This window comes from Pseudobacillus sp. 179-B 2D1 NHS, from assembly GCF_045370945.1.
GTDB lineage: Bacteria > Bacillota > Bacilli > Bacillales > Domibacillaceae > Pseudobacillus.
In genome coordinates, this window is the sequence record NZ_JBIQDP010000017.1 from 57910 (window position 1) to 75343 (window position 17434).

A 17434-nucleotide genomic window follows, 5' to 3' on the forward strand; every position below is an offset into this window, starting at 1 on the left:
TTCTTGTCACATGACAGGAGTTCACCTCCTGTTGTTTATTAAATTGGTCTGTTCCCTTCTTCGGACCTCAATCAGTCAAAAAGTCGAAGAGATTCTTTACTGAAAAAAATAAAATGAATTGATCTTTCTTATTGTAGTTTTTGGATAATCCCTTTTGGGGTAAGCAACTTTACACTAACTGAACGTTTTGTTCGTTCAACATACTTCGTTGTTTTAGCCCCACTATCACTAATTTGAGTTTCTTCTTCCTCAATCGTTTCAACATTCTCTTGTCCTTGAATCAGATGTAATGTTTCCCCTATACCTAGAAGTCCATTTATTGCCCCAGATGCAAGAAGAAGCGCCATCTGTCCTTGATTAATCGGTAAGATTGGATCGCCTCCTGTTTGTAATGTTCGCGGCTTAGTGCGATTTTTAAAAGCTAGGAAGCCTGGTGAATTTACAATTCCTTCATGATACCTCTCTTTATCTTCTACCTTAGTGTAAAATGTTTTTACAGCTCCTATTTGTTCTGGAATGGTCCATACATTTTCAATAGAATCAATTGTCGGAATATATTTTTCAACAAATGATTCTTCTTCCATCTTTTGATAAAAAGACATTTTTTCTTCATCTGTTTTTTTAAAGGTGCTACTTTTCTTTCTACCAATAAAAACACATTGACGAAAATCTTTGTAATCTTCATCAGAAAATCGCATCATCTCTGTTTCCTCGAAATGACTTGATAGATATCTGGCTATTTTTTTATCGGCGAAACGATAACTCGGGATTACATAAACTAGAATACCCTCGGGCGCCAAATAACGTGTGTTTCTTTCTAGTTCTAAAAATTCTTTCCGATCAGCTTTGTCATCTCCTGCTCCTTTAATCCCATAATCATACGGTGGATTTAAAAAGACAAGAGAAAAAATATTGTTTGATACAACCATTGATTCTATAGGGGCATTAATCACTTCATCAAGTACCTGCTCCGCTTTTTGAAAACGCCCTTTATCCAACTCCACGCCATATGTACGTATCATACAGTCTTCGCTTTTCTCTACGGCTATGGACAATTGATTAAGAATAGCTCCTTCTCCACAAGTTGGATCGAACCAAGCCGCTCTGTTTCCTCTTTGCTTAATTAATTTTGCTAAATGTTTCCCTTGGCGTTCTGGAAAAGCAAAAAAACCTGAAAGTAATTTGTTTCCTACATGTGACATAATAACTCCTCCTAGTATTTGTTTAATGATCCCTTCTCTCTTTTTCCGAAAATGCCTTAGTTGTTGCATTGGACAAATAAAAAAGCGGCCATTCGGAAAAGATGATTGTTCACTCATTAACAGCTGCTTAAGCGCTAATTAAAAGAGTGGTATCATTCATCGATCCGAAAGACCGCATAATTATTGTTTATAGTTAAAAGAAAAAAAGAAAAAAAGAAAGGATACTACATTTTTATTATAATATAGCTACCTACAAATAGAAAGGATGGAACTTAATTAAAGCATTGTTATTTTTATGAAGGTGATAAAAAAAGCCGGGTAATTACCCAGCTTAAATTTTTTCTTCAATCCTTTTTAAAGTAGCTAATATTTCTTTTAGTAAGTCCAATTGAGTGTTCTCATTACTACCATCTTGCTCTTGAGTATATTTAGGTAAAATTTCGTTCATGGCTGCTTCCCACGTTGAATTATTTTTTTCCCTATAATGGCTAACTTCCTCAAACATTTCGATATAGTCATCTGATAGTCTTTGTCTACTTCCGATAAGATCTAATTCACGTAAACATTTCTTGAAAAATCTAATATTCCCCAACTTGTCATTAACTTTGTCTGCAAATTCTTCATCAGAATAATACATTTTATTTCCTCCTTAAGGATATTTTAAAAACTTTTTATAAACAAATATTTAACTTTGTTAAAACTACTTTAATAGTTCGTTTAAAATTTATTAAGATTTTTGATTAGACAAAATTCGACCGCATGATGTGTCTTTAAAATAAATATTGATTAAAAACACTCTTCTTTCCATATGCAATAGCAATTAAAAAACCGTTATTTTGAAATGAGAGTGATCAAAATAACGGTTTTCTTTTGGTTAAAGCCTATGGTTTTATCGAAATAATTGGTAGTTTGAGAGTGATACAATTTCCTTTCTTTTTCTACTTCCACCATTCTGTTTTCCAGTAACTCCCATGCACGGTATTGTTAATCCAAGTAGCTACATAATTAAATATCTGTTGAAGTCCAAATGCTACTTCTTCATTGTGTTCAGACACCCTGCTTAATAGGTTTAGGTACCTATCCCTCAATGAAGGGTGACACTGACTAGGCTCTTCAGGCGTTCTATCATATATAGCCAGCATCAAGATTACCATTAACGGGGCTAATAATTTATTGTCGTTTCTTTCTTTCATCCCTCTAATTAATAGGTTAAAGCCAAAGTTATCCGCAGCAAATTCATCTAAATGAAATTGATTAGAAGTAACATCCGTCGGTATAAATTTCGATACAATGTTTTTTCCATTCGACTCTGTATGTTTTAAAAAATGATGACCAATTTCATGACCTAATACAAATTTCATGCCTGCTTCATTCAACTCCGATGCTATATGTAATCTAGGAGAATTACGATCCACCTGATCCTCCTTTGCACCTTCTTTAGCTTTTTTCAGTAGCGCTTCCTTGTTAAGCAAATATAACAATAATTCAGCCATTTCTGGAAGTAGCTTATTCCTTTCGCTCATATCTTTAATTTGCATTCCATAAACATGGTATGCAACCAACTCAGAAATAAGCTGAATATTTAAATCCATTTCAAAATGCATTTTAATTAAGTAACCTTCAGATTCCTCATCCATATTTATTGCTTCTGCATTTACTCCCGGTTTACCAAGCATTCCAACCCAAATTTGTTTTAACTCATCAACCAGGTCATCTTCTGCTTCTGTAATAAAATCTAAAATAAGACAATTAATAAAAAAGTCATTACTATACCACATTTCTCGACCTAAACCTAAATTTATTACATTTCCAAAGTCTTCTTGCTCTTCTAATATTTTAATCATATTATTTTTAAGATAAGGATTCTCGTCCTTGTATATTTCTTCTGCCAAATGTTTATCAAAGTCTTCCACTCCGCCTATGAACTCATCTAAAAATCTTTCTTTTGCTGATTTTTTATCTTTCATGTTGTTCCCCTCATTTTCTTCTTTTAGCAAGTAATTTTATCAAACAACAAATCATATCTTGATTTTTTACTCTCCTATTTACTTTTATACGTTTCTTCTACAATTAGGATTCACTGGAATAGATATAGTCTGACTTTGCTAAACAGCTCCTATAGTAATCAATCTTTGTTTCAAATGAACACGTGAATGTATTCTTAAGATTACCTTGATATTTGTAAGATTAAACTTAGTTATTATTTCGTTGTGAGCTGATCTTTCTTATAGAGATGACATGAGAATATGTAAACATACGCCATCCCCATTCAAGTGGACCATATTTAAAATAACGGAGCCATATAATACTAAAAATAACTTGGAATAGTATGATACATTGGCATATAAATAAGGTCTGTAAATACGATATTTGATTGTAAATTCCAAATAGGCGGCTAGCTGTTATTAATATAGCAGTCTGTCCTATATAATTGGTTAATGCCATCTGGCCTAAATATTTTAACGGCGACAAAATTAATCTAACTGACTTAGCCTTTAAAATAGTAAGTAGCATACCTACATAAAAAGCAGAATTAATAGCCCCTATCATTATTCCTGTATTAATAAACTTATTTATTTGTAGAAAATCACTGCTATCTACGTTTTCTATATTCATTATATCGAATGGTTTTGAAGGAGCTTGATTGTATTGATAGACAAATAATAATGCGCTTAAAGAAAAAGTAACTAAAGTAAAGATATAGATTTTTCTTCTATATAGCGTTAAATTTTCAAAAACCTTATACTGGCCAGCAGTAAGTCCCAATAAAATTAAGGGAAGCGGCAACAGTATTTTTATGGAGAGCATACTGAATATAAACAGAAGAAACAGCCCAACAAATAGATTAGTCTCTTCTTTCACTTTGTAAAAAGGTAACACTAAAAGTCCGTACACTGAGTAAACCGTTAGTGCTTCTCCTGGATGACACGAAAGATGGATTGCCCCCATAGCAAATAAACACATAATTCTTCTCAAAAATAATACTTTTGCATTTTTCCCTTTATCATTAGCCTTATAAATAAAGATGTAAAAGCTCACTCCAAAAAGAAATGAAAAAATGGCGAAGAAACGTCCTTCAACAAATAAATATAAGAACCTTTGGTAAGTTGCGTTAAAGGTATCACTTAGTGGTGGACTAACAGAAAGTAATGGAAGTATGTTTACTAATAATATTCCTAACAGGGCAAACCCTCTTAAGTAATCAAGTTCTTCAATTCGATGATCCTTTTTAACTAAATTCATTTTATTCTCCTTTGATAATCCTATCTCGTCTCAAATAAACCTAAAAATGTATATCCACTCCATTAGATTCATTCGTATCCAAACAATAAAAGCCGTATTTAAAGAGAGTTCCCTTAAATACGGCTAGTGTACAACTTTATTGTCCAGTACACGACTTCATTGTCCTGTATACATTTTTATTGTCACTCAACAATCTGTTCACCATGTATATTATATTTAATTGGTAAAAAATTCCTAATCAATAGATCGTCAAGTCCTTTGTACGAACGGTCCCAAATGAAAAAACTAACATTATAACCTGCTTCACTGAAAAAATTAATTGCATCATGATAATATCTTCTAACATCTGGATTTTCCTCTGCATCCATATCAAAAGCAAAGTTAATATTCTTTACTCCCATTTCTTCAAAATATGGACATAGAAGACGCCATGAATTAACTCCTGGAACACTAAGAACAGTGGTACCATAAGATAGTCTTTCTTCTGCAGTCTGAAGCATTTGGTCTAATAATTCTGCTGATTTATCAGACTTTATTGGACCTTCTGTTACCACTACTGTATCCGTTTTTAGCAGCTGACCTACTTTCCAGTTCTTTAACACTCTGCTCGGTACACTAACATGAATAGGTAAGGGGCCAGCACCAGTTCCTGACTCTTTATTTGCTGAACTAAACCACATGTATCTTTGTCCCTTGTCCAACTTAATTGTGCCGACGTAACGACCGTCTGACAATTTGATATCCTTTTTTTCTTTTAATTCCATAGATCCCTTAAAAACTTCTATCCCCTTATATTTGGCTATTACAAGATTAGGTTGCTTTACAACATAAGCTTCTAGTTCTTTATCAAGTCTTGAAGAATATACCACTTGATTTTTCACTTCATCAACACGCCACTGAAAACCTACTATTTCGTTCTTGTGATTCCTAAAAGGAATCATAATAGTTGAAGGAAATCCGCTAATAGTAAAATAACGACCGTACTTTCCTTCCTTGGAATAGAAACCAGGTACTCCGATTAAATCTTCGACATTTCCTACTCGCTCAACAACCTTTCTTACCACTTCATATGGTTTTTCAGGGAATGACCGGTATTGGCGAATACGCAGCTCTTCCTCGTTCATATCTCTATCTGGTTTTTTAAGCATCGCTCTATGCTCAGGCCGAAGTTCCATTTCACTTAATAAAGCACGGTACACTCGATTCAAATGACCATCACTCTTCTTTTCTTGATGTGAGCCAGTATCGGCATTGGCAAAATCTGAGGCAGTAAATGTTCTGTTATCTTCATTTAGAAAATGCAACCATCCTTGCATTGTTGAGTTTTTACCCCATACGATATCAGATGCTACTCTCAAACACCAAACCCTATTATTATCTTCATGAATGACGCACTGATCTACTTTTCCACAGATTGGACAAGCTTCCCGATAAAACTCATACCAACCATCCATTTTGGTTTTTCTTAATGTAGGTCTTCCACTTTTATAAGCCATTACTACCCATCCTTTCTCCTTTTAATTGTTAATTGGCTAAATCACTTTACTAAATCTATTGCGATCAGTAGGTGGCAGGATCGTCACAATTGAAAACACTGGGCTGTTTCCGGATTTTTCTTCTGAGAAAATAACAACAACCGGATTGCCATCTCTGTCTTTACCTTCAATTGTGATGTTAGTACACATTTTTTTTAAGCGTGAATTATAACCTTTTTCTATTTCGATAACCCTACCTGTCTCTATACAGGAAATAATATCCCCAGTATAGTAACCTCTCCCGTTCATCTGTTTTTTAGAATGAAATCCTAATCGTATACATCCTGTTCTCTTGTGTAACGCTTCATTAATTTTTTCCCACCATGACTTTGAATTATTAACTAGTTTCAATGTTTTTCCCTCCTGAAAATTAAAAATAGACAACAAAAAAGCCCATAGGGAAATTGATTAATAGCAAAATGGCTAAATCAAAAACCCTATGGGCTACTATTTGTTGGTTTGATTAAAAAAAGAAAAAAAGAAAAATTAGGTAATACTCTTATAAGTATATAACGAACCTAAGTTTTAAACAACTGCATTCATTAGTTATTAGGCAAAGCTTATGACCTTCATCCTAATGACTCCGTCGAAAATACTTGTTCTTTAAATTAGTATTTACTATAATGAATGTGTAGTATCATTTTTTTACTTTTTTATTTTTTTACCGGACTTATAACAATAACAGCCCTTCGGGTATTTACTGATTTTATTAGTAATCACCTGGAGGGCTGTTTTTTTGTTTGTCCAAAAATACTTTCAGGGAGGCTATATCATGGCAGATCACTTTTTAGAATTACGAGATGACCTTAAGACAATGAAAGAAATACAGGAGGCTTTAGCAGAACCATTTCCAGAAAACATATTAGATCAACAAGAGAATGGCTACTGGTTTATCCCTGTAGAGAGAGTTAAAGAAAGATTAATTACTGTGGTAGGTGTTGATGCATTCGATGTTGAGTATTCAGATATTAGGCATCATGAAGAAGATTGGATTACTTGCACCTGTACCATAACCGTTGATTTTTCAAAATGGAACGGACGTATTAAAAAAGTGTCTCAGGATAGTGGGTTGAAAATAGCTCGCCATAACAAAAATGAGGAAAAGTTAGGACAGATTGTCGATTTAGGTAGTGCCTATAAATCAGTTAAAAGTGCAGCTTTTTCAAAAGCAGCTCAAGAACTTGGGATTGGTTTATACCTTCAGCTGGAAAAGAAGAATGATCAGTCTCGACAAAATAACAAAGGCTATCAATCTAATCAAAAAGGAAAAAATTCTAGCAATAACGAAGCTTCTGATGGCCAGAAAAAAGCAATTTATGCCATGGAAAAACGTTTAGCATTAGACCCTGATAAGAAAAATAGATTGCTAACAACACTATTTTCAAGTAATGCTAAACAAGCCGCAACTAAGCCAACTTACAACCAAGCTGATAAGTATATCGGTGTCTTAAAACCTGTATGTGACATTATGGATATTGTGAAACATTCCCCTAATTCTAAAGAAATGAAAGGAATGGTATTTAACTTTTTATCCCAACATTTTCAGAAGAAAATCAATTCTTATGTAGGGCTTCTTACATTAGTCACACCAGAATTAGTAGATGATCTAAAGAAATCATTTACTTCTAAAGTAGCTTGATTAATACCATATAAAAGATTTTGGAGGAATAAAAAATGAAAATACTAGTTGAGAAAAATACGTTAGTAGACGCATTAACAAAAAATGTTCGTAACACGAGCAGTCAGAAAGAAACTCCCATTCTAGAAGGGATTTATATGAAAGCGGAAGATAATTGCCTTCGGATCATCCGCTCAAATGTTGACGAAACTGTTGTAATTACTTTACCAGCAGAAAATGAAAATCTTAAAATTAAAGAAGCGGGTGAAGTAGTTGTACATCGCTCCCTTTCAGAAATTACCAAACAATTAAAAGAAACCATTACATTAGAAGCTACCGAAAAATCCTTAAGAATTACTTCGGGAGACAGTGAATTTGAACTTCCTATTTATGATGCAACTCAATATCCAGAGTTAGCTCAAGAAGAAGGAGAGGACTTCATTGATTTAACCTATGATGAATTTAAAGACATTGTAGAAAAGAGCACGTATTGTGCAAATTTCACTTCTGAAGTACGCCCTATCTTAAAAGGCGTTCACTTTCGGAAGGAAGGTAACCAAATAATGTTTGTATCCACAAACAGCCATGTCCTAGTAAGAAAAATTGTAGATTATAAACCAAGGGAAGGCCAAAATGATCCAGGCTCTTTTCAGTTGGTACCTCCTGCTCCCTCATTGATGCAGGCATTACGATTTTTTCAGAAAGAAGATAAACTTTCCTTATCTCTTGGCAAACACTATCTGATTATTCAAAGTGAACATGTTAGCTGTCGTATACGTCTTATTGAAGGGAATTATCCCGACGTGGACCGCTTGATTAGCACCAAATTTAAAAGTCTCGTGAAAATAGAACGCAAGAAATTAATAGATGCGGTGGAACAAGCACGATTACTTATTACTGCTAAAAACATCATTTTAACGATAACTATAAAAGACAATATGTTAGCAGTAAGAACATCAACGGAATTGGGTAAATGTAATATTCCAGTCTCAATACAGGAAATACAAGGCGAGCCTGAGGTAGAGATCTCTTTGAATGTAAACTACTTAAGAGATCATATACGCACAATGGACGCAGAAGTAATTCAATTGGGCTTCTCGGGACCGTCCAGACCAGTTGTTATTTTAAATGAGGAAAAAGATGGAGAATACCGTCTCCTGTTACCAGTGCGGACTGTTTCTTCATAAAAAAACTTAATAGACCACAATATTAAGAAGAGAAGAGGAGAACTCCCCTTCTCTTTTTTGTACATCAATTTGAAAGGAAGAATAATAATGGATGCTAAACGTTTCAACTTTAATAAAATGCTTTTCTCTCTTAAAGAAAAGCAGGCAAAACCTCATATTATAGCTAGAGAAATGAAAGTGTCTGAAAGATGTAAACACATACTAGACTATCAGTTTGAAAGAATAGAAAGTATTGATTTTGCTTCTTTTACTCTTAATGACATAGAAGAAGTGATAAATGAGTTGGGGCGTTACACTCCTTGTGACCAGGGTTTTGGATCCAGAAGTATTATGACAGTGAACCGAAACAACTATTTATATAGAAATGAACGAACCGCTTATGCTATCACCAGGATCAGATCAAGCGAGAAGAAAAATTATGATATGGAGGAATCTTGCAATGACTTGGCATTCATATAGTTCGTTAGAAGATACTTTACTATCAAGCGAAGAATATTATGCAACGATGGGCTTCCTAGAAAACCTTCATTATTTAAAAAGTCTTTATGACTTAGGGATAGATATGGATCAAGTAGCAGATGAATTGATTGATGGTATCAGTCCATGTCCATGTGGTCAATGCTATAGCAATTTTGATATTGCCATCTCTATCTTTAAATGCGGAATGAAATTCATACTGTCTCTATCATCTGATACGGAATGGACACATGCTATAGAACTAATCTCATCATTTGACTTTGATGAGGAAAAGTTTAGTACTGATTATCCACACATCCAATTTTCAGAGGATACTATCGAGGAATTAAAAGATGGAGATGAAATGATTTTAATTATCAGCAACTTTTTTCAGATAGCACAAAATAAACAGGGTGTACAGGAAGCATTATTAAAAAATGTAAGAGGCTCCTCTTTTAAACTAATGTTTTGTAATGATGACCTTCTTATTTCATTTGACTATTTGGATAGTTCAAGTTTAGTGGAGATCAGTAACTCTATTCAAAAGATATTAGCGAAAGATTCAATAGAAACTAGTGAGGTGACTGCTTAATGCCTACCATCCAATTAACATTCGATGATTCAATAAAGAAAACTTCTGATTATGTAGATGTTCGCATTAGCAACAATAAAGGAGTGGAAATGGATCAATTCAAAATGACTTTAGACGATGTGGTTATGTCTATTTCTGATAGTAGTTTTGATATGTTCCAGAAGGCTCCACCTCCTTCTGTTTATGTTAGTAGCTCCATCTTGCCAGAGCGCTGTCTAGCCTATTCCCAATATTTAAAGGCAGAGGGCATAGATGAAGATGAGCCGTATAAATTTAACCAGGAATATGAGCGGTTTTGGATAGAGATACCAAAACAGCGATGGGATATATCAGTTTATAATACATTTTTTCTGGATACTGGCTTTCCTAGAATGCTGATTGGTTACAACGTATCTAAAGCTACTGGACAAGTATCTGTTCATAAACTATTTGCTCTTAAAGATAACGGGAAACGAATCAAGGAAACTGACTTACTTTATAAGTTTCCTTTTAGCAATGTCTCAGAAGGACACCTGTGTATAGGCACAACAAAATTACCCACTATTAAGCACACGAGCGAACTAACAGAAATTCACCATAAAATATTATTTTCAAGTCCATTTACAAATGATTGGTACCAGCAAGAAAGTCGTAACCATTCGGGACTTGAAAATGTTCGTGAGTTAGCTATGGCTTTAACGGAGAATGATTTCCCAGAAGAATGGCTCGTATCCAAAGCATTACGTGTGGAAGACATACTTAAGTAAATTACAAAAAATAACTAAATAAAAAAATTAAAACTTACTAGGAGGAATTATAATGGATTTATTTTCAACATTCGGTATTGAGGTAGAAGAAGTTAAAACGGTAATGGCTACTCAGAAAGCTAAAGCTAATAAGAAAAAAGAGGTCACTCCCTCTACTAAAGCACAAAAAGATACCCACATACTAGAAGGAATTAATAATGAAACGATCGTTCGCTTTTCATCTATGAATCATTTAATAACCGATTACTTCACAGAAGATGAAATTAAAGAAGGAATTTTAGCACCTGGCGAAGCAGCTGACGATGAAACAAAAAACATGAACAAAACAGTAAAAATTACTAAGGAACACCTACGAGCCAAAATGGAGCGTGATTATCCCGAACTAGTGAAGGATTTAACTCACATGGCTTTTGTAAAAGAGAAAAACATGATTGTTGTTATGAATGCAGCTGGTAAAAAAGGAGCGTCCCTTTCTTCCGAAGAACATGTCCATTCTAAAGGACCTGTTTTTTGGAAAGATGGTCTGCTCTTTTACTCAAACACACAAAAACATCTCCGTGTTCCTGAATCACTCTTACACCGCTTTATTGCGATTGCAAGAGGATTTGCACTAGAACACAAGGTAGAAGTTCACGGTGATATTTACTATAATCCTGCAAAAAAGGAATTCTTTCTTCATATTCCTCCTCAAACAGCAGGCTCTATATTTGTAGAGCCTGACTTGGAGGCTATGGATATAAATGAAATGCTAATGATTTCTGAAATGCAAAAAGTAATGGAAATCCATTCGCACCATATTATGAGACCTACACCTTCAAATACAGACGATGCAAGTGAACGCTCCAATATATACTACGCTATCATTGGAAACATTGATCGCTTTTGTCCAGAAATATTTGTTCGTTCTTATAATACCGAGCAAAATGTTCACATAGAACTTCACCCTTTTCTCGTATTTGAACCGGAAGTTTCTTTTCCATCTCAACATCCTCAAGTTTGGGTTGTAAGCGGAGGATATGAATTATGAGAGAAGTCATTATTAACCTCAGAAATGAATTATTGAGCTCAACTTATAACTCATTACATTATCATATTGTGCAAGTCGGTTGTGGTGGGAATGGTGGTTACCTTGTTCAGCAACTTGCGCAGATGTTCAGTTTAACTGAACAAAAAGGGGACTATTTAATAGCAGATCCTGATCTTGTAGAAAAAAAGAATTTAAGAAATCAGCTGTTTATTGAAAGTGATGTTGGTAAATCAAAAGCGCAAGTGCTAGCAAGGCGTTATAGAAGCGCCTATAAAATGCCCATTTCTTTCTATGACAAGCAATATATTGAATCAAAGGATACTTTATCCTTTTTATTTGATGAAAATGAAAGCTCTCATAGTTCTGAGTTTGGAGTTATCCACTTTCCTATACTAATAGGAGCAGTTGATAACACATATAGCCGAAAGTTATTTCATGAGTTTTTTTATGAACAAAAGAACATTTTGTATATGGATGCGGGGGTAACTTCAGCAGAAATTCCTTCCGGAAAGACACTTGATAATTTAAACAATTGGACATTAGAAGAAAAGAGAACTTTTGCTTCTACAGGTTTTAATGGTCAAGTTGTGGTCGGTCTTCGTCTTAACGGAGAAACTATATTAGAGCCGGCAGGAGAAGTGTATCCAGACATTTTAAATACCGAGGAAGATGACAAGCCTAGTGAAGCTGCGTGTAGCAATCTAGTCGTAAGTGATCCTCAACGTCTAATGACGAATAGAATGGCAGCGATGGCTATGAGTGTTTATTTTAACGATCTCTTCTCAAATGGCTTGCTACGGAACCATCATACAGTGTTTCATTCTCAGAAAGGTTATATGCGTAGTCAACCAATTACCATAGAAGAATAAGAAAGTATTTAAATAAAGGAATGATTAACATGTTAAAAGGAAAGTGTATAGATCCTGAACTCGCTAGTGAATTTCCTGAAGTTGTGTACCTTTTCCCTAATGGGCCATTAAACTTTTATGTTTCACGCTTCCCAAATAAGTATGCTCACATGGGATGCTTTCAGGCTGATAAATTTCAACCTGTTGAAGTGTGGCCGCCTGAACCAGATGCTTCTAATCTGCCTCCATTAGAACCAGGCAAGATGTACAGCGCACAGTTTATTTGGAAACCCGAGAAGCAGTATACGCTTCTCACATTCAAGGAACGGTACTTCATTATTCCGGAAGCCAATCAAAAAAACGCTATATTTTATAAAGATCCGTATAAAAAACAATTAGGAGGGTGTTTCCCCCTACACTGGTTTGATAATTTTCAATTAATTGAAGAGAAAGCATCGGAAGAATCTTTTGAAACTGAGCTTATTGATGAGGAAAAGACTCAATTTGAGCAAATATCCTTATTTTAGTCATGGTTTCCACTTTCGCAAAAATAAGTATTTATCTATTCGTCCTGAATTAAGAGCCTTAAATAAAGTACTTAAAAAAGCGGCTGATGAAGTTGATGTAGCATATGTAGAAGAATTGATGGAGGAAAAACGTCGACTTATAGAAAGTGTTTAATATACTTTCCGATGATTAAACGGTTTTATTTTCTTTCAAAACAAAGTAAGTTGGTCTATAAATAATAACAGTAAAAAAGCGAGAGTGACAGATTGCTATCTGTTACTCTTGCTTTTTTGTTCTGCAGTATTACACTTGTTAAATTTTTAATTCTATAAATGCATAAACGACCTATAATTTATTTTCATGATATGTGATAGCGAAAGCTTTAGCACATTTTATTACATACAGTGCAATCGAAAATGTTGAAACTCCGAATAATAATTCTACTTCTGAGTTTGTAAATTTATAACCAGTAATAACTATACCAACAAGCGAACTTATAATTGAAATAAAGTTGCTAATTTCTGGTGAGACTTTAACAGAGCCTTACTCCTTCAACTGATAACATATACATCGTTAAAGATTCAGCATCACGCATTATCCATTCACGATAATCTTTTTCAGCACTTACATAATCCTGTTCACAAATAAAACCGTCTCTCGCCATTTGAACTCCTCTGCTTGATGCTGCATCAGCCCATATCCCAATGCGAGTTTGAAAATCAGGGTCCCTTCTATTTGTTACCTCATGAATGGGGGTTACAATAGTATCTTCTATGCCAACTCCTCGAAACAGTCCAGGAAGGTTATCGGCAATTGTATTATCCATACCTGCTTCTGCACGCCATTTCAAATAGGTAGCGTAAAAGTTGAGCATACTTGAAGGTGGCAGGGGATCCCATGAAACCTTATCATGGTTGTAATCCGCAACTAAAATGCGACCTCCAATTTTTGCAGCAGATGTCATCATTTTCAATCCTTTTAAGGGGTCGGATAACCATATTAAAACCCGTGAACAGGTAACAATGTCAAATTGCTGTTCATAAGGAAGATTATAAATGTCACCTGTTTCAAATGATAATCCTGGTATTTCGCCATATGATTGACGTGCTTTTTGAATTAAGATTGGATTACTGTCAATTCCTATTACACGTCCATTTGGACCAACGGCTTCTGCTATGCCTCTAGTAATTGCCCCTGTACCACATCCAACATCAAGAATTGCCATGCCTTCCGTAACAATTTCAGCAAGCCTTTTGTGTGAGTTTGTTAACGTTCTGGAATCTAGTACATTTGTTAACTTTCCAGATAATTCAGCACGATTTCGAGCCATTTTTGTATCCAAAGGTTATTCCCCTCTTTTTTGATTATTTGAATTTTCGATAAATTTATTTTATCATTTAGAATTTTACTGTTCTAATGAATAATAACCACTCTTTTAATTCCATAATGGAATTAATAAGGTTCATCATAAAATTTAAGTTAACACGATAACAGTTCTCTTCAAGAGATATTCTTGTTGTTATTGAAGTAAACTGCACCATTAGTTTAATAAAAAATGAAGTGTAGATAATTCCGACTCATCTTTTTTATAAACAGTATGTCTTTATTTCAAAGCTACATTTGTTACTCAACATTTTTTATTACTAAGATAATGCCCATGAAATAAAAAAAACAGGAAGGGATTTCGTCATTATCCCTTCCTGTAATTTGTTTGAGTTTTTTTTAATCGAAATATCCACGGAAGCACTAGTAGCTGGAATAAAGGTGCAATAGCTGTAATTACAGCTGCGGAATATAATACAGGCACAAACCATACGGAAGAAATAATCCCGCTTGATATTAAAAGAAGAGATATAATAACCATCAACAAGGAACTTATGTGTACCCACTGAGTCACTCTTCGATACTTCTTTTGTTTATCATTCATTTGAATCTATTTCCTTCTTGTACTTATAATATTTAATTTCACTTACAGTCCCACTACCAACGGTGACATGTAAATTGTCTGCCACTATATTGTTTCTATTTAGAATGGATTCTGAGATACGATCGATATGAAACAGTTTTTCCCACTCCGGTAATTTTTCGTCCAAAAGAGCCTTCGCTATGATTTTTGGAGAATCAGCTAACATGGCTTCATAACCTTGATAATACGGCAATTGCTGAAATCCATTATTTAAATTATCTACATCAAAATAAGCAACATGTATTTCTCCAATTCTACGACTTCTCGTCTCTACTCCTGACCAAATGTTCAACTCCCATACTTCTGAAAATGGACTTACAGCAACGCAAGCAAAATAAGTTTGTGGTGTAGCAAAAAACAGGTCATCTGCCTGATATAGAAGTCCTTTTGCTCCCTTTCCTTCCTCATCTTGCACGTTTAATTTTCTTTGTTTCCTTTCATTTAATAAGGCATAGAAACACCCATAACAAGAGGCATCAATCTTTAACTGATTGATAACACGATCTATTGTCGGATAATTTTCATTTAATTTTGTTTGAAATTTCATGCTTTCCGAATGAGATACAATACGCTCTAAATCACCAGCAGCACCTGTTAAAATGCCATAAACTTGTTCACGAATCACCCCATCCTTTTGTAGCAAAAATTGATCACCAATTTGGACCTCTGGATGATTAATAAGCTCGAGGCCAAGGTAAAACCCCTGATAAACAAGATCTGAGATAAAATCGTAAAACTCGTCTGCAATTTCCTCTCTCTCTGAGCGGATGGTAATAATCTTTTGTAGTTTTAAATAATAAAAACGCAGGAAGGATTGATAATCCTCATAGAAGGATTTGTCATTCCATAACTTCTTTAATTGCTTCGAACAATAATCATGTAAATTCTGTTCTTTTTTAGGTAAATCTAAAGTTTGTACGATCACTCTTCACCATTTCCTTTCTCAACTTCCTTTTCTGAATCAGTAGGAACCAGAACTTCCCCTTTTCCTTTGAATCTTACCGGTCCCGAATTACGTACTTCATTCAGTTTCCAAATTCCCTCTTCTTTTACGACCTCCGCCTGTTCATATGTTTTTTTGCCATTAGATTGCACATAAATAATATAAAAAGTTCCTATCAAGGGGTTACTTTCCTCGTGTATTACTTTTGATATTTGATAGGAAGCTATATCTAATCCATCTTGTTTTATGGCTTCAGTGATATTTTTAGCAAACTCTAGATCAGCCTTTTGATCTTCTCCTAATTGGAATACAGTCTTATAATATTTTGAACCAAAATCATTCATGAAGGAGAGATACTTCTCTGCATTGAGTTCTCCTTTCCTTAAACTAAACAATATATGAGCAACAAGCCGAGCAAATTCATCTTTATCTTTATATTGATCTTTAACTTCAAAGCTAATATCATTCTGTTCTACTGTCTTTTCGTAAACGGCCAACGTTTCATCCATAGACTCTGAATCTAAGTTTGAATAAAATTCTTTCCAGTCATCTAATTGCTCTTCCGGAGATTTTTCTACTTTTGGTTGAGTGTCCGCCTCGGCTTTAGCTTGATTTAATTCCTTTTCAAACATTGAACTACCAGAACATCCTGACAGTAAAAAAGAAAATGCCAGCATTGATGCTAGCCATTTTTTTGAGTCATACACGTTTCCTTCTCCCTTTCTTTTTTTTATGTCATGTACATGCTTTTATCGAAAAAATACTTGTCCAATTCCGCTTCTCGTCACAGTAATAGGAACGCTTTTCATCTCATTTACTTCTGCATCCTCTTTTCCGAATATCATATTGAAAGCCTTAAAATTATATTGTCCCTTTAAGGAAATTTGTAAAGGATGGTTATAATCTACTTTTCCTGGTGTATAATCAACCTTCCAATGGTCAACATTTAAGTTGTACCTTTTCAATTCACTTTCAATATATGGATTTAAATCAACGCTTGTAGTTCCTTCACTATAGTCAAACCCACCTGCTTTTTCCGCTACTTCTATCACATTAGTCGCTACGTGATGCGCTTTTACAGAAAGGTTCGCATAGATCATAAAATCCGGTAAAATCATAGCTGTAAAAAGGAAAAAAGGGAGAAGCAGCCCATACGCTATTGTGTTTTGCAATGAAAACAACCCTTTCTATGCTCTTATAAGAAATTAGGGGAGAAGCGTCGCTTCCCCCCTCTTGTTTTTGTTCTCTTAAATTTTTTTCAAAGCAGCTTTAGAATATATTAATAATCCCAAGACTTGTCTGTTTTGCCGATTGGATCTGTTACAGAGCTAGTGTCTGTCATAGATGATCCTTCAAATGTTTCCATCATGTTCTGGAAGCCGCCTTTTAATGCTCCAGATAACAATGCTCCCACCCCGATCACCAGAATGATTAACAAAATGATGAACATACCGTTTTCATTTGATAACTGTGATGTTTCAGATTTAACCCATGCTTTTGCACGTTGAATAGCTGGCATATTGCTGATTCCTCCTAAAATTTATTGGTATTTTGAATGTGTTTC

Annotated in this window: 20 protein-coding genes; 9 read left to right on the forward strand and 11 right to left on the reverse strand. The window is 34.5% G+C overall.

Annotated elements, in window-relative coordinates; genetic code table 11:
• Window positions 1–128 precede the first annotated feature (128 nt).
• The 6 genes from ACH0BF_RS16610 to ACH0BF_RS16635 all read right to left on the reverse strand — a co-directional run bounded on the left by ACH0BF_RS16610 (window position 129) and on the right by ACH0BF_RS16635 (window position 6331).
• Entirely contained in the window at window positions 129–1202 is a 1074-nt protein-coding gene (locus ACH0BF_RS16610) for a DUF6094 domain-containing protein (protein WP_406909761.1), read from the reverse strand.
• A gap of 331 nt (window positions 1203–1533) precedes the next feature.
• On the reverse strand, window positions 1534–1839 hold the full coding sequence (locus tag ACH0BF_RS16615; RefSeq protein WP_406909762.1) for a hypothetical protein: 306 nt from the start codon (window positions 1837–1839) through the stop codon (window positions 1534–1536).
• Between the two features lie 301 nt (window positions 1840–2140).
• Window positions 2141–3169, reverse strand: coding sequence for an ImmA/IrrE family metallo-endopeptidase (locus tag ACH0BF_RS16620; protein WP_406909763.1), 1029 nt, complete (start codon window positions 3167–3169; stop codon window positions 2141–2143).
• A 226-nt stretch (window positions 3170–3395) separates the two neighbouring features.
• The gene (locus ACH0BF_RS16625; protein ID WP_406909764.1) at window positions 3396–4445 is read right to left on the reverse strand and encodes a DUF418 domain-containing protein; all 1050 of its coding nucleotides are present in this window, start codon (window positions 4443–4445) and stop codon (window positions 3396–3398) included.
• Window positions 4446–4627: 182 nt separating this feature from the next.
• Window positions 4628–5941: a DUF3854 domain-containing protein gene (locus tag ACH0BF_RS16630; protein WP_406909766.1), complete on the reverse strand. Its 1314-nt coding sequence runs from the start codon at window positions 5939–5941 to the stop codon at window positions 4628–4630.
• 36 nt (window positions 5942–5977) lie between these two features.
• Window positions 5978–6331: a DUF4258 domain-containing protein gene (locus ACH0BF_RS16635; protein ID WP_406909768.1), complete on the reverse strand. Its 354-nt coding sequence runs from the start codon at window positions 6329–6331 to the stop codon at window positions 5978–5980.
• Between the two features lie 421 nt (window positions 6332–6752).
• Here ACH0BF_RS16635 and ACH0BF_RS16640 point away from each other — a divergent pair, with 421 nt between their 5' ends.
• The 9 genes from ACH0BF_RS16640 to ACH0BF_RS16680 all read left to right on the forward strand — a co-directional run bounded on the left by ACH0BF_RS16640 (window position 6753) and on the right by ACH0BF_RS16680 (window position 13135).
• Window positions 6753–7619: a hypothetical protein gene (locus ACH0BF_RS16640; RefSeq protein WP_406909769.1), complete on the forward strand. Its 867-nt coding sequence runs from the start codon at window positions 6753–6755 to the stop codon at window positions 7617–7619.
• 35 nt (window positions 7620–7654) lie between these two features.
• The gene (gene dnaN / locus ACH0BF_RS16645) at window positions 7655–8785 is read left to right on the forward strand and encodes a DNA polymerase III subunit beta (protein WP_406909771.1); all 1131 of its coding nucleotides are present in this window, start codon (window positions 7655–7657) and stop codon (window positions 8783–8785) included.
• Between the two features lie 87 nt (window positions 8786–8872).
• Window positions 8873–9244 carry a hypothetical protein gene (locus ACH0BF_RS16650; RefSeq protein WP_406909772.1) on the forward strand — a complete coding sequence of 124 codons (372 nt, stop codon included), beginning with the start codon at window positions 8873–8875 and terminating at the stop codon, window positions 9242–9244.
• Window positions 9225–9833, forward strand: a complete 609-nt coding sequence (locus ACH0BF_RS16655; protein ID WP_406909773.1) for a hypothetical protein — start codon at window positions 9225–9227, stop codon at window positions 9831–9833. Before ACH0BF_RS16650 ends, ACH0BF_RS16655 begins: the two co-directional genes overlap by 20 nt.
• Window positions 9833–10579: a hypothetical protein gene (locus ACH0BF_RS16660; protein ID WP_406909774.1), complete on the forward strand. Its 747-nt coding sequence runs from the start codon at window positions 9833–9835 to the stop codon at window positions 10577–10579. Before ACH0BF_RS16655 ends, ACH0BF_RS16660 begins: the two co-directional genes overlap by 1 nt.
• A gap of 52 nt (window positions 10580–10631) precedes the next feature.
• The gene (locus ACH0BF_RS16665; protein WP_406909775.1) at window positions 10632–11606 is read left to right on the forward strand and encodes a hypothetical protein; all 975 of its coding nucleotides are present in this window, start codon (window positions 10632–10634) and stop codon (window positions 11604–11606) included.
• Window positions 11603–12475 carry a ThiF family adenylyltransferase gene (locus ACH0BF_RS16670; RefSeq protein WP_406909776.1) on the forward strand — a complete coding sequence of 291 codons (873 nt, stop codon included), beginning with the start codon at window positions 11603–11605 and terminating at the stop codon, window positions 12473–12475. Before ACH0BF_RS16665 ends, ACH0BF_RS16670 begins: the two co-directional genes overlap by 4 nt.
• Before the next feature lie 29 nt (window positions 12476–12504).
• Window positions 12505–12981, forward strand: a complete 477-nt coding sequence (locus ACH0BF_RS16675; protein ID WP_406909777.1) for a hypothetical protein — start codon at window positions 12505–12507, stop codon at window positions 12979–12981.
• Window positions 12959–13135: a hypothetical protein gene (locus ACH0BF_RS16680; protein ID WP_406909778.1), complete on the forward strand. Its 177-nt coding sequence runs from the start codon at window positions 12959–12961 to the stop codon at window positions 13133–13135. The genes ACH0BF_RS16675 and ACH0BF_RS16680 overlap by 23 nt, the downstream gene beginning before the upstream one ends.
• Window positions 13136–13493: 358 nt before the next feature.
• Here the strand turns inward: ACH0BF_RS16680 and ACH0BF_RS16685 are convergent, their stop codons facing one another.
• The 5 genes from ACH0BF_RS16685 to ACH0BF_RS16705 all read right to left on the reverse strand — a co-directional run bounded on the left by ACH0BF_RS16685 (window position 13494) and on the right by ACH0BF_RS16705 (window position 17389).
• Window positions 13494–14303: a class I SAM-dependent methyltransferase gene (locus ACH0BF_RS16685; RefSeq protein WP_406909779.1), complete on the reverse strand. Its 810-nt coding sequence runs from the start codon at window positions 14301–14303 to the stop codon at window positions 13494–13496.
• Between the two features lie 577 nt (window positions 14304–14880).
• Window positions 14881–15852, reverse strand: a complete 972-nt coding sequence (locus tag ACH0BF_RS16690; protein WP_406909780.1) for a hypothetical protein — start codon at window positions 15850–15852, stop codon at window positions 14881–14883.
• On the reverse strand, window positions 15849–16577 hold the full coding sequence (locus ACH0BF_RS16695; protein ID WP_406909781.1) for a hypothetical protein: 729 nt from the start codon (window positions 16575–16577) through the stop codon (window positions 15849–15851). Before ACH0BF_RS16695 ends, ACH0BF_RS16690 begins: the two co-directional genes overlap by 4 nt.
• A 42-nt stretch (window positions 16578–16619) precedes the next feature.
• Window positions 16620–17042 carry a DUF4320 family protein gene (locus tag ACH0BF_RS16700; RefSeq protein ID WP_406909782.1) on the reverse strand — a complete coding sequence of 141 codons (423 nt, stop codon included), beginning with the start codon at window positions 17040–17042 and terminating at the stop codon, window positions 16620–16622.
• A gap of 107 nt (window positions 17043–17149) precedes the next feature.
• Complete coding sequence (locus ACH0BF_RS16705) at window positions 17150–17389, reverse strand: hypothetical protein (protein WP_406909783.1); 240 nt, start codon at window positions 17387–17389, stop codon at window positions 17150–17152.
• Window positions 17390–17434 lie beyond the last annotated feature (45 nt).

Excerpts from the sequence above, each read along its gene's own strand:
- ACH0BF_RS16610 (WP_406909761.1), bottom strand. The coding sequence starts at position 1,202 with ATGTCACATGTAGGAAACAAATTACTTTCAGGTTTTTTTGCTTTTCCA.
- ACH0BF_RS16615 (WP_406909762.1), bottom strand. The coding sequence starts at position 1,839 with ATGTATTATTCTGATGAAGAATTTGCAGACAAAGTTAATGACAAGTTG.
- ACH0BF_RS16620 (WP_406909763.1), bottom strand. The coding sequence starts at position 3,169 with ATGAAAGATAAAAAATCAGCAAAAGAAAGATTTTTAGATGAGTTCATA.
- ACH0BF_RS16625 (WP_406909764.1), bottom strand. The coding sequence starts at position 4,445 with ATGAATTTAGTTAAAAAGGATCATCGAATTGAAGAACTTGATTACTTA.
- ACH0BF_RS16630 (WP_406909766.1), bottom strand. The coding sequence starts at position 5,941 with ATGGCTTATAAAAGTGGAAGACCTACATTAAGAAAAACCAAAATGGAT.
- ACH0BF_RS16640 (WP_406909769.1), top strand. The coding sequence starts at position 6,753 with ATGGCAGATCACTTTTTAGAATTACGAGATGACCTTAAGACAATGAAA.
- dnaN (WP_406909771.1), top strand. The coding sequence starts at position 7,655 with ATGAAAATACTAGTTGAGAAAAATACGTTAGTAGACGCATTAACAAAA.
- ACH0BF_RS16650 (WP_406909772.1), top strand. The coding sequence starts at position 8,873 with ATGGATGCTAAACGTTTCAACTTTAATAAAATGCTTTTCTCTCTTAAA.
- ACH0BF_RS16655 (WP_406909773.1), top strand. The coding sequence starts at position 9,225 with ATGACTTGGCATTCATATAGTTCGTTAGAAGATACTTTACTATCAAGC.
- ACH0BF_RS16660 (WP_406909774.1), top strand. The coding sequence starts at position 9,833 with ATGCCTACCATCCAATTAACATTCGATGATTCAATAAAGAAAACTTCT.
- ACH0BF_RS16665 (WP_406909775.1), top strand. The coding sequence starts at position 10,632 with ATGGATTTATTTTCAACATTCGGTATTGAGGTAGAAGAAGTTAAAACG.
- ACH0BF_RS16670 (WP_406909776.1), top strand. The coding sequence starts at position 11,603 with ATGAGAGAAGTCATTATTAACCTCAGAAATGAATTATTGAGCTCAACT.
- ACH0BF_RS16675 (WP_406909777.1), top strand. The coding sequence starts at position 12,505 with ATGTTAAAAGGAAAGTGTATAGATCCTGAACTCGCTAGTGAATTTCCT.
- ACH0BF_RS16705 (WP_406909783.1), bottom strand. The coding sequence starts at position 17,389 with ATGCCAGCTATTCAACGTGCAAAAGCATGGGTTAAATCTGAAACATCA.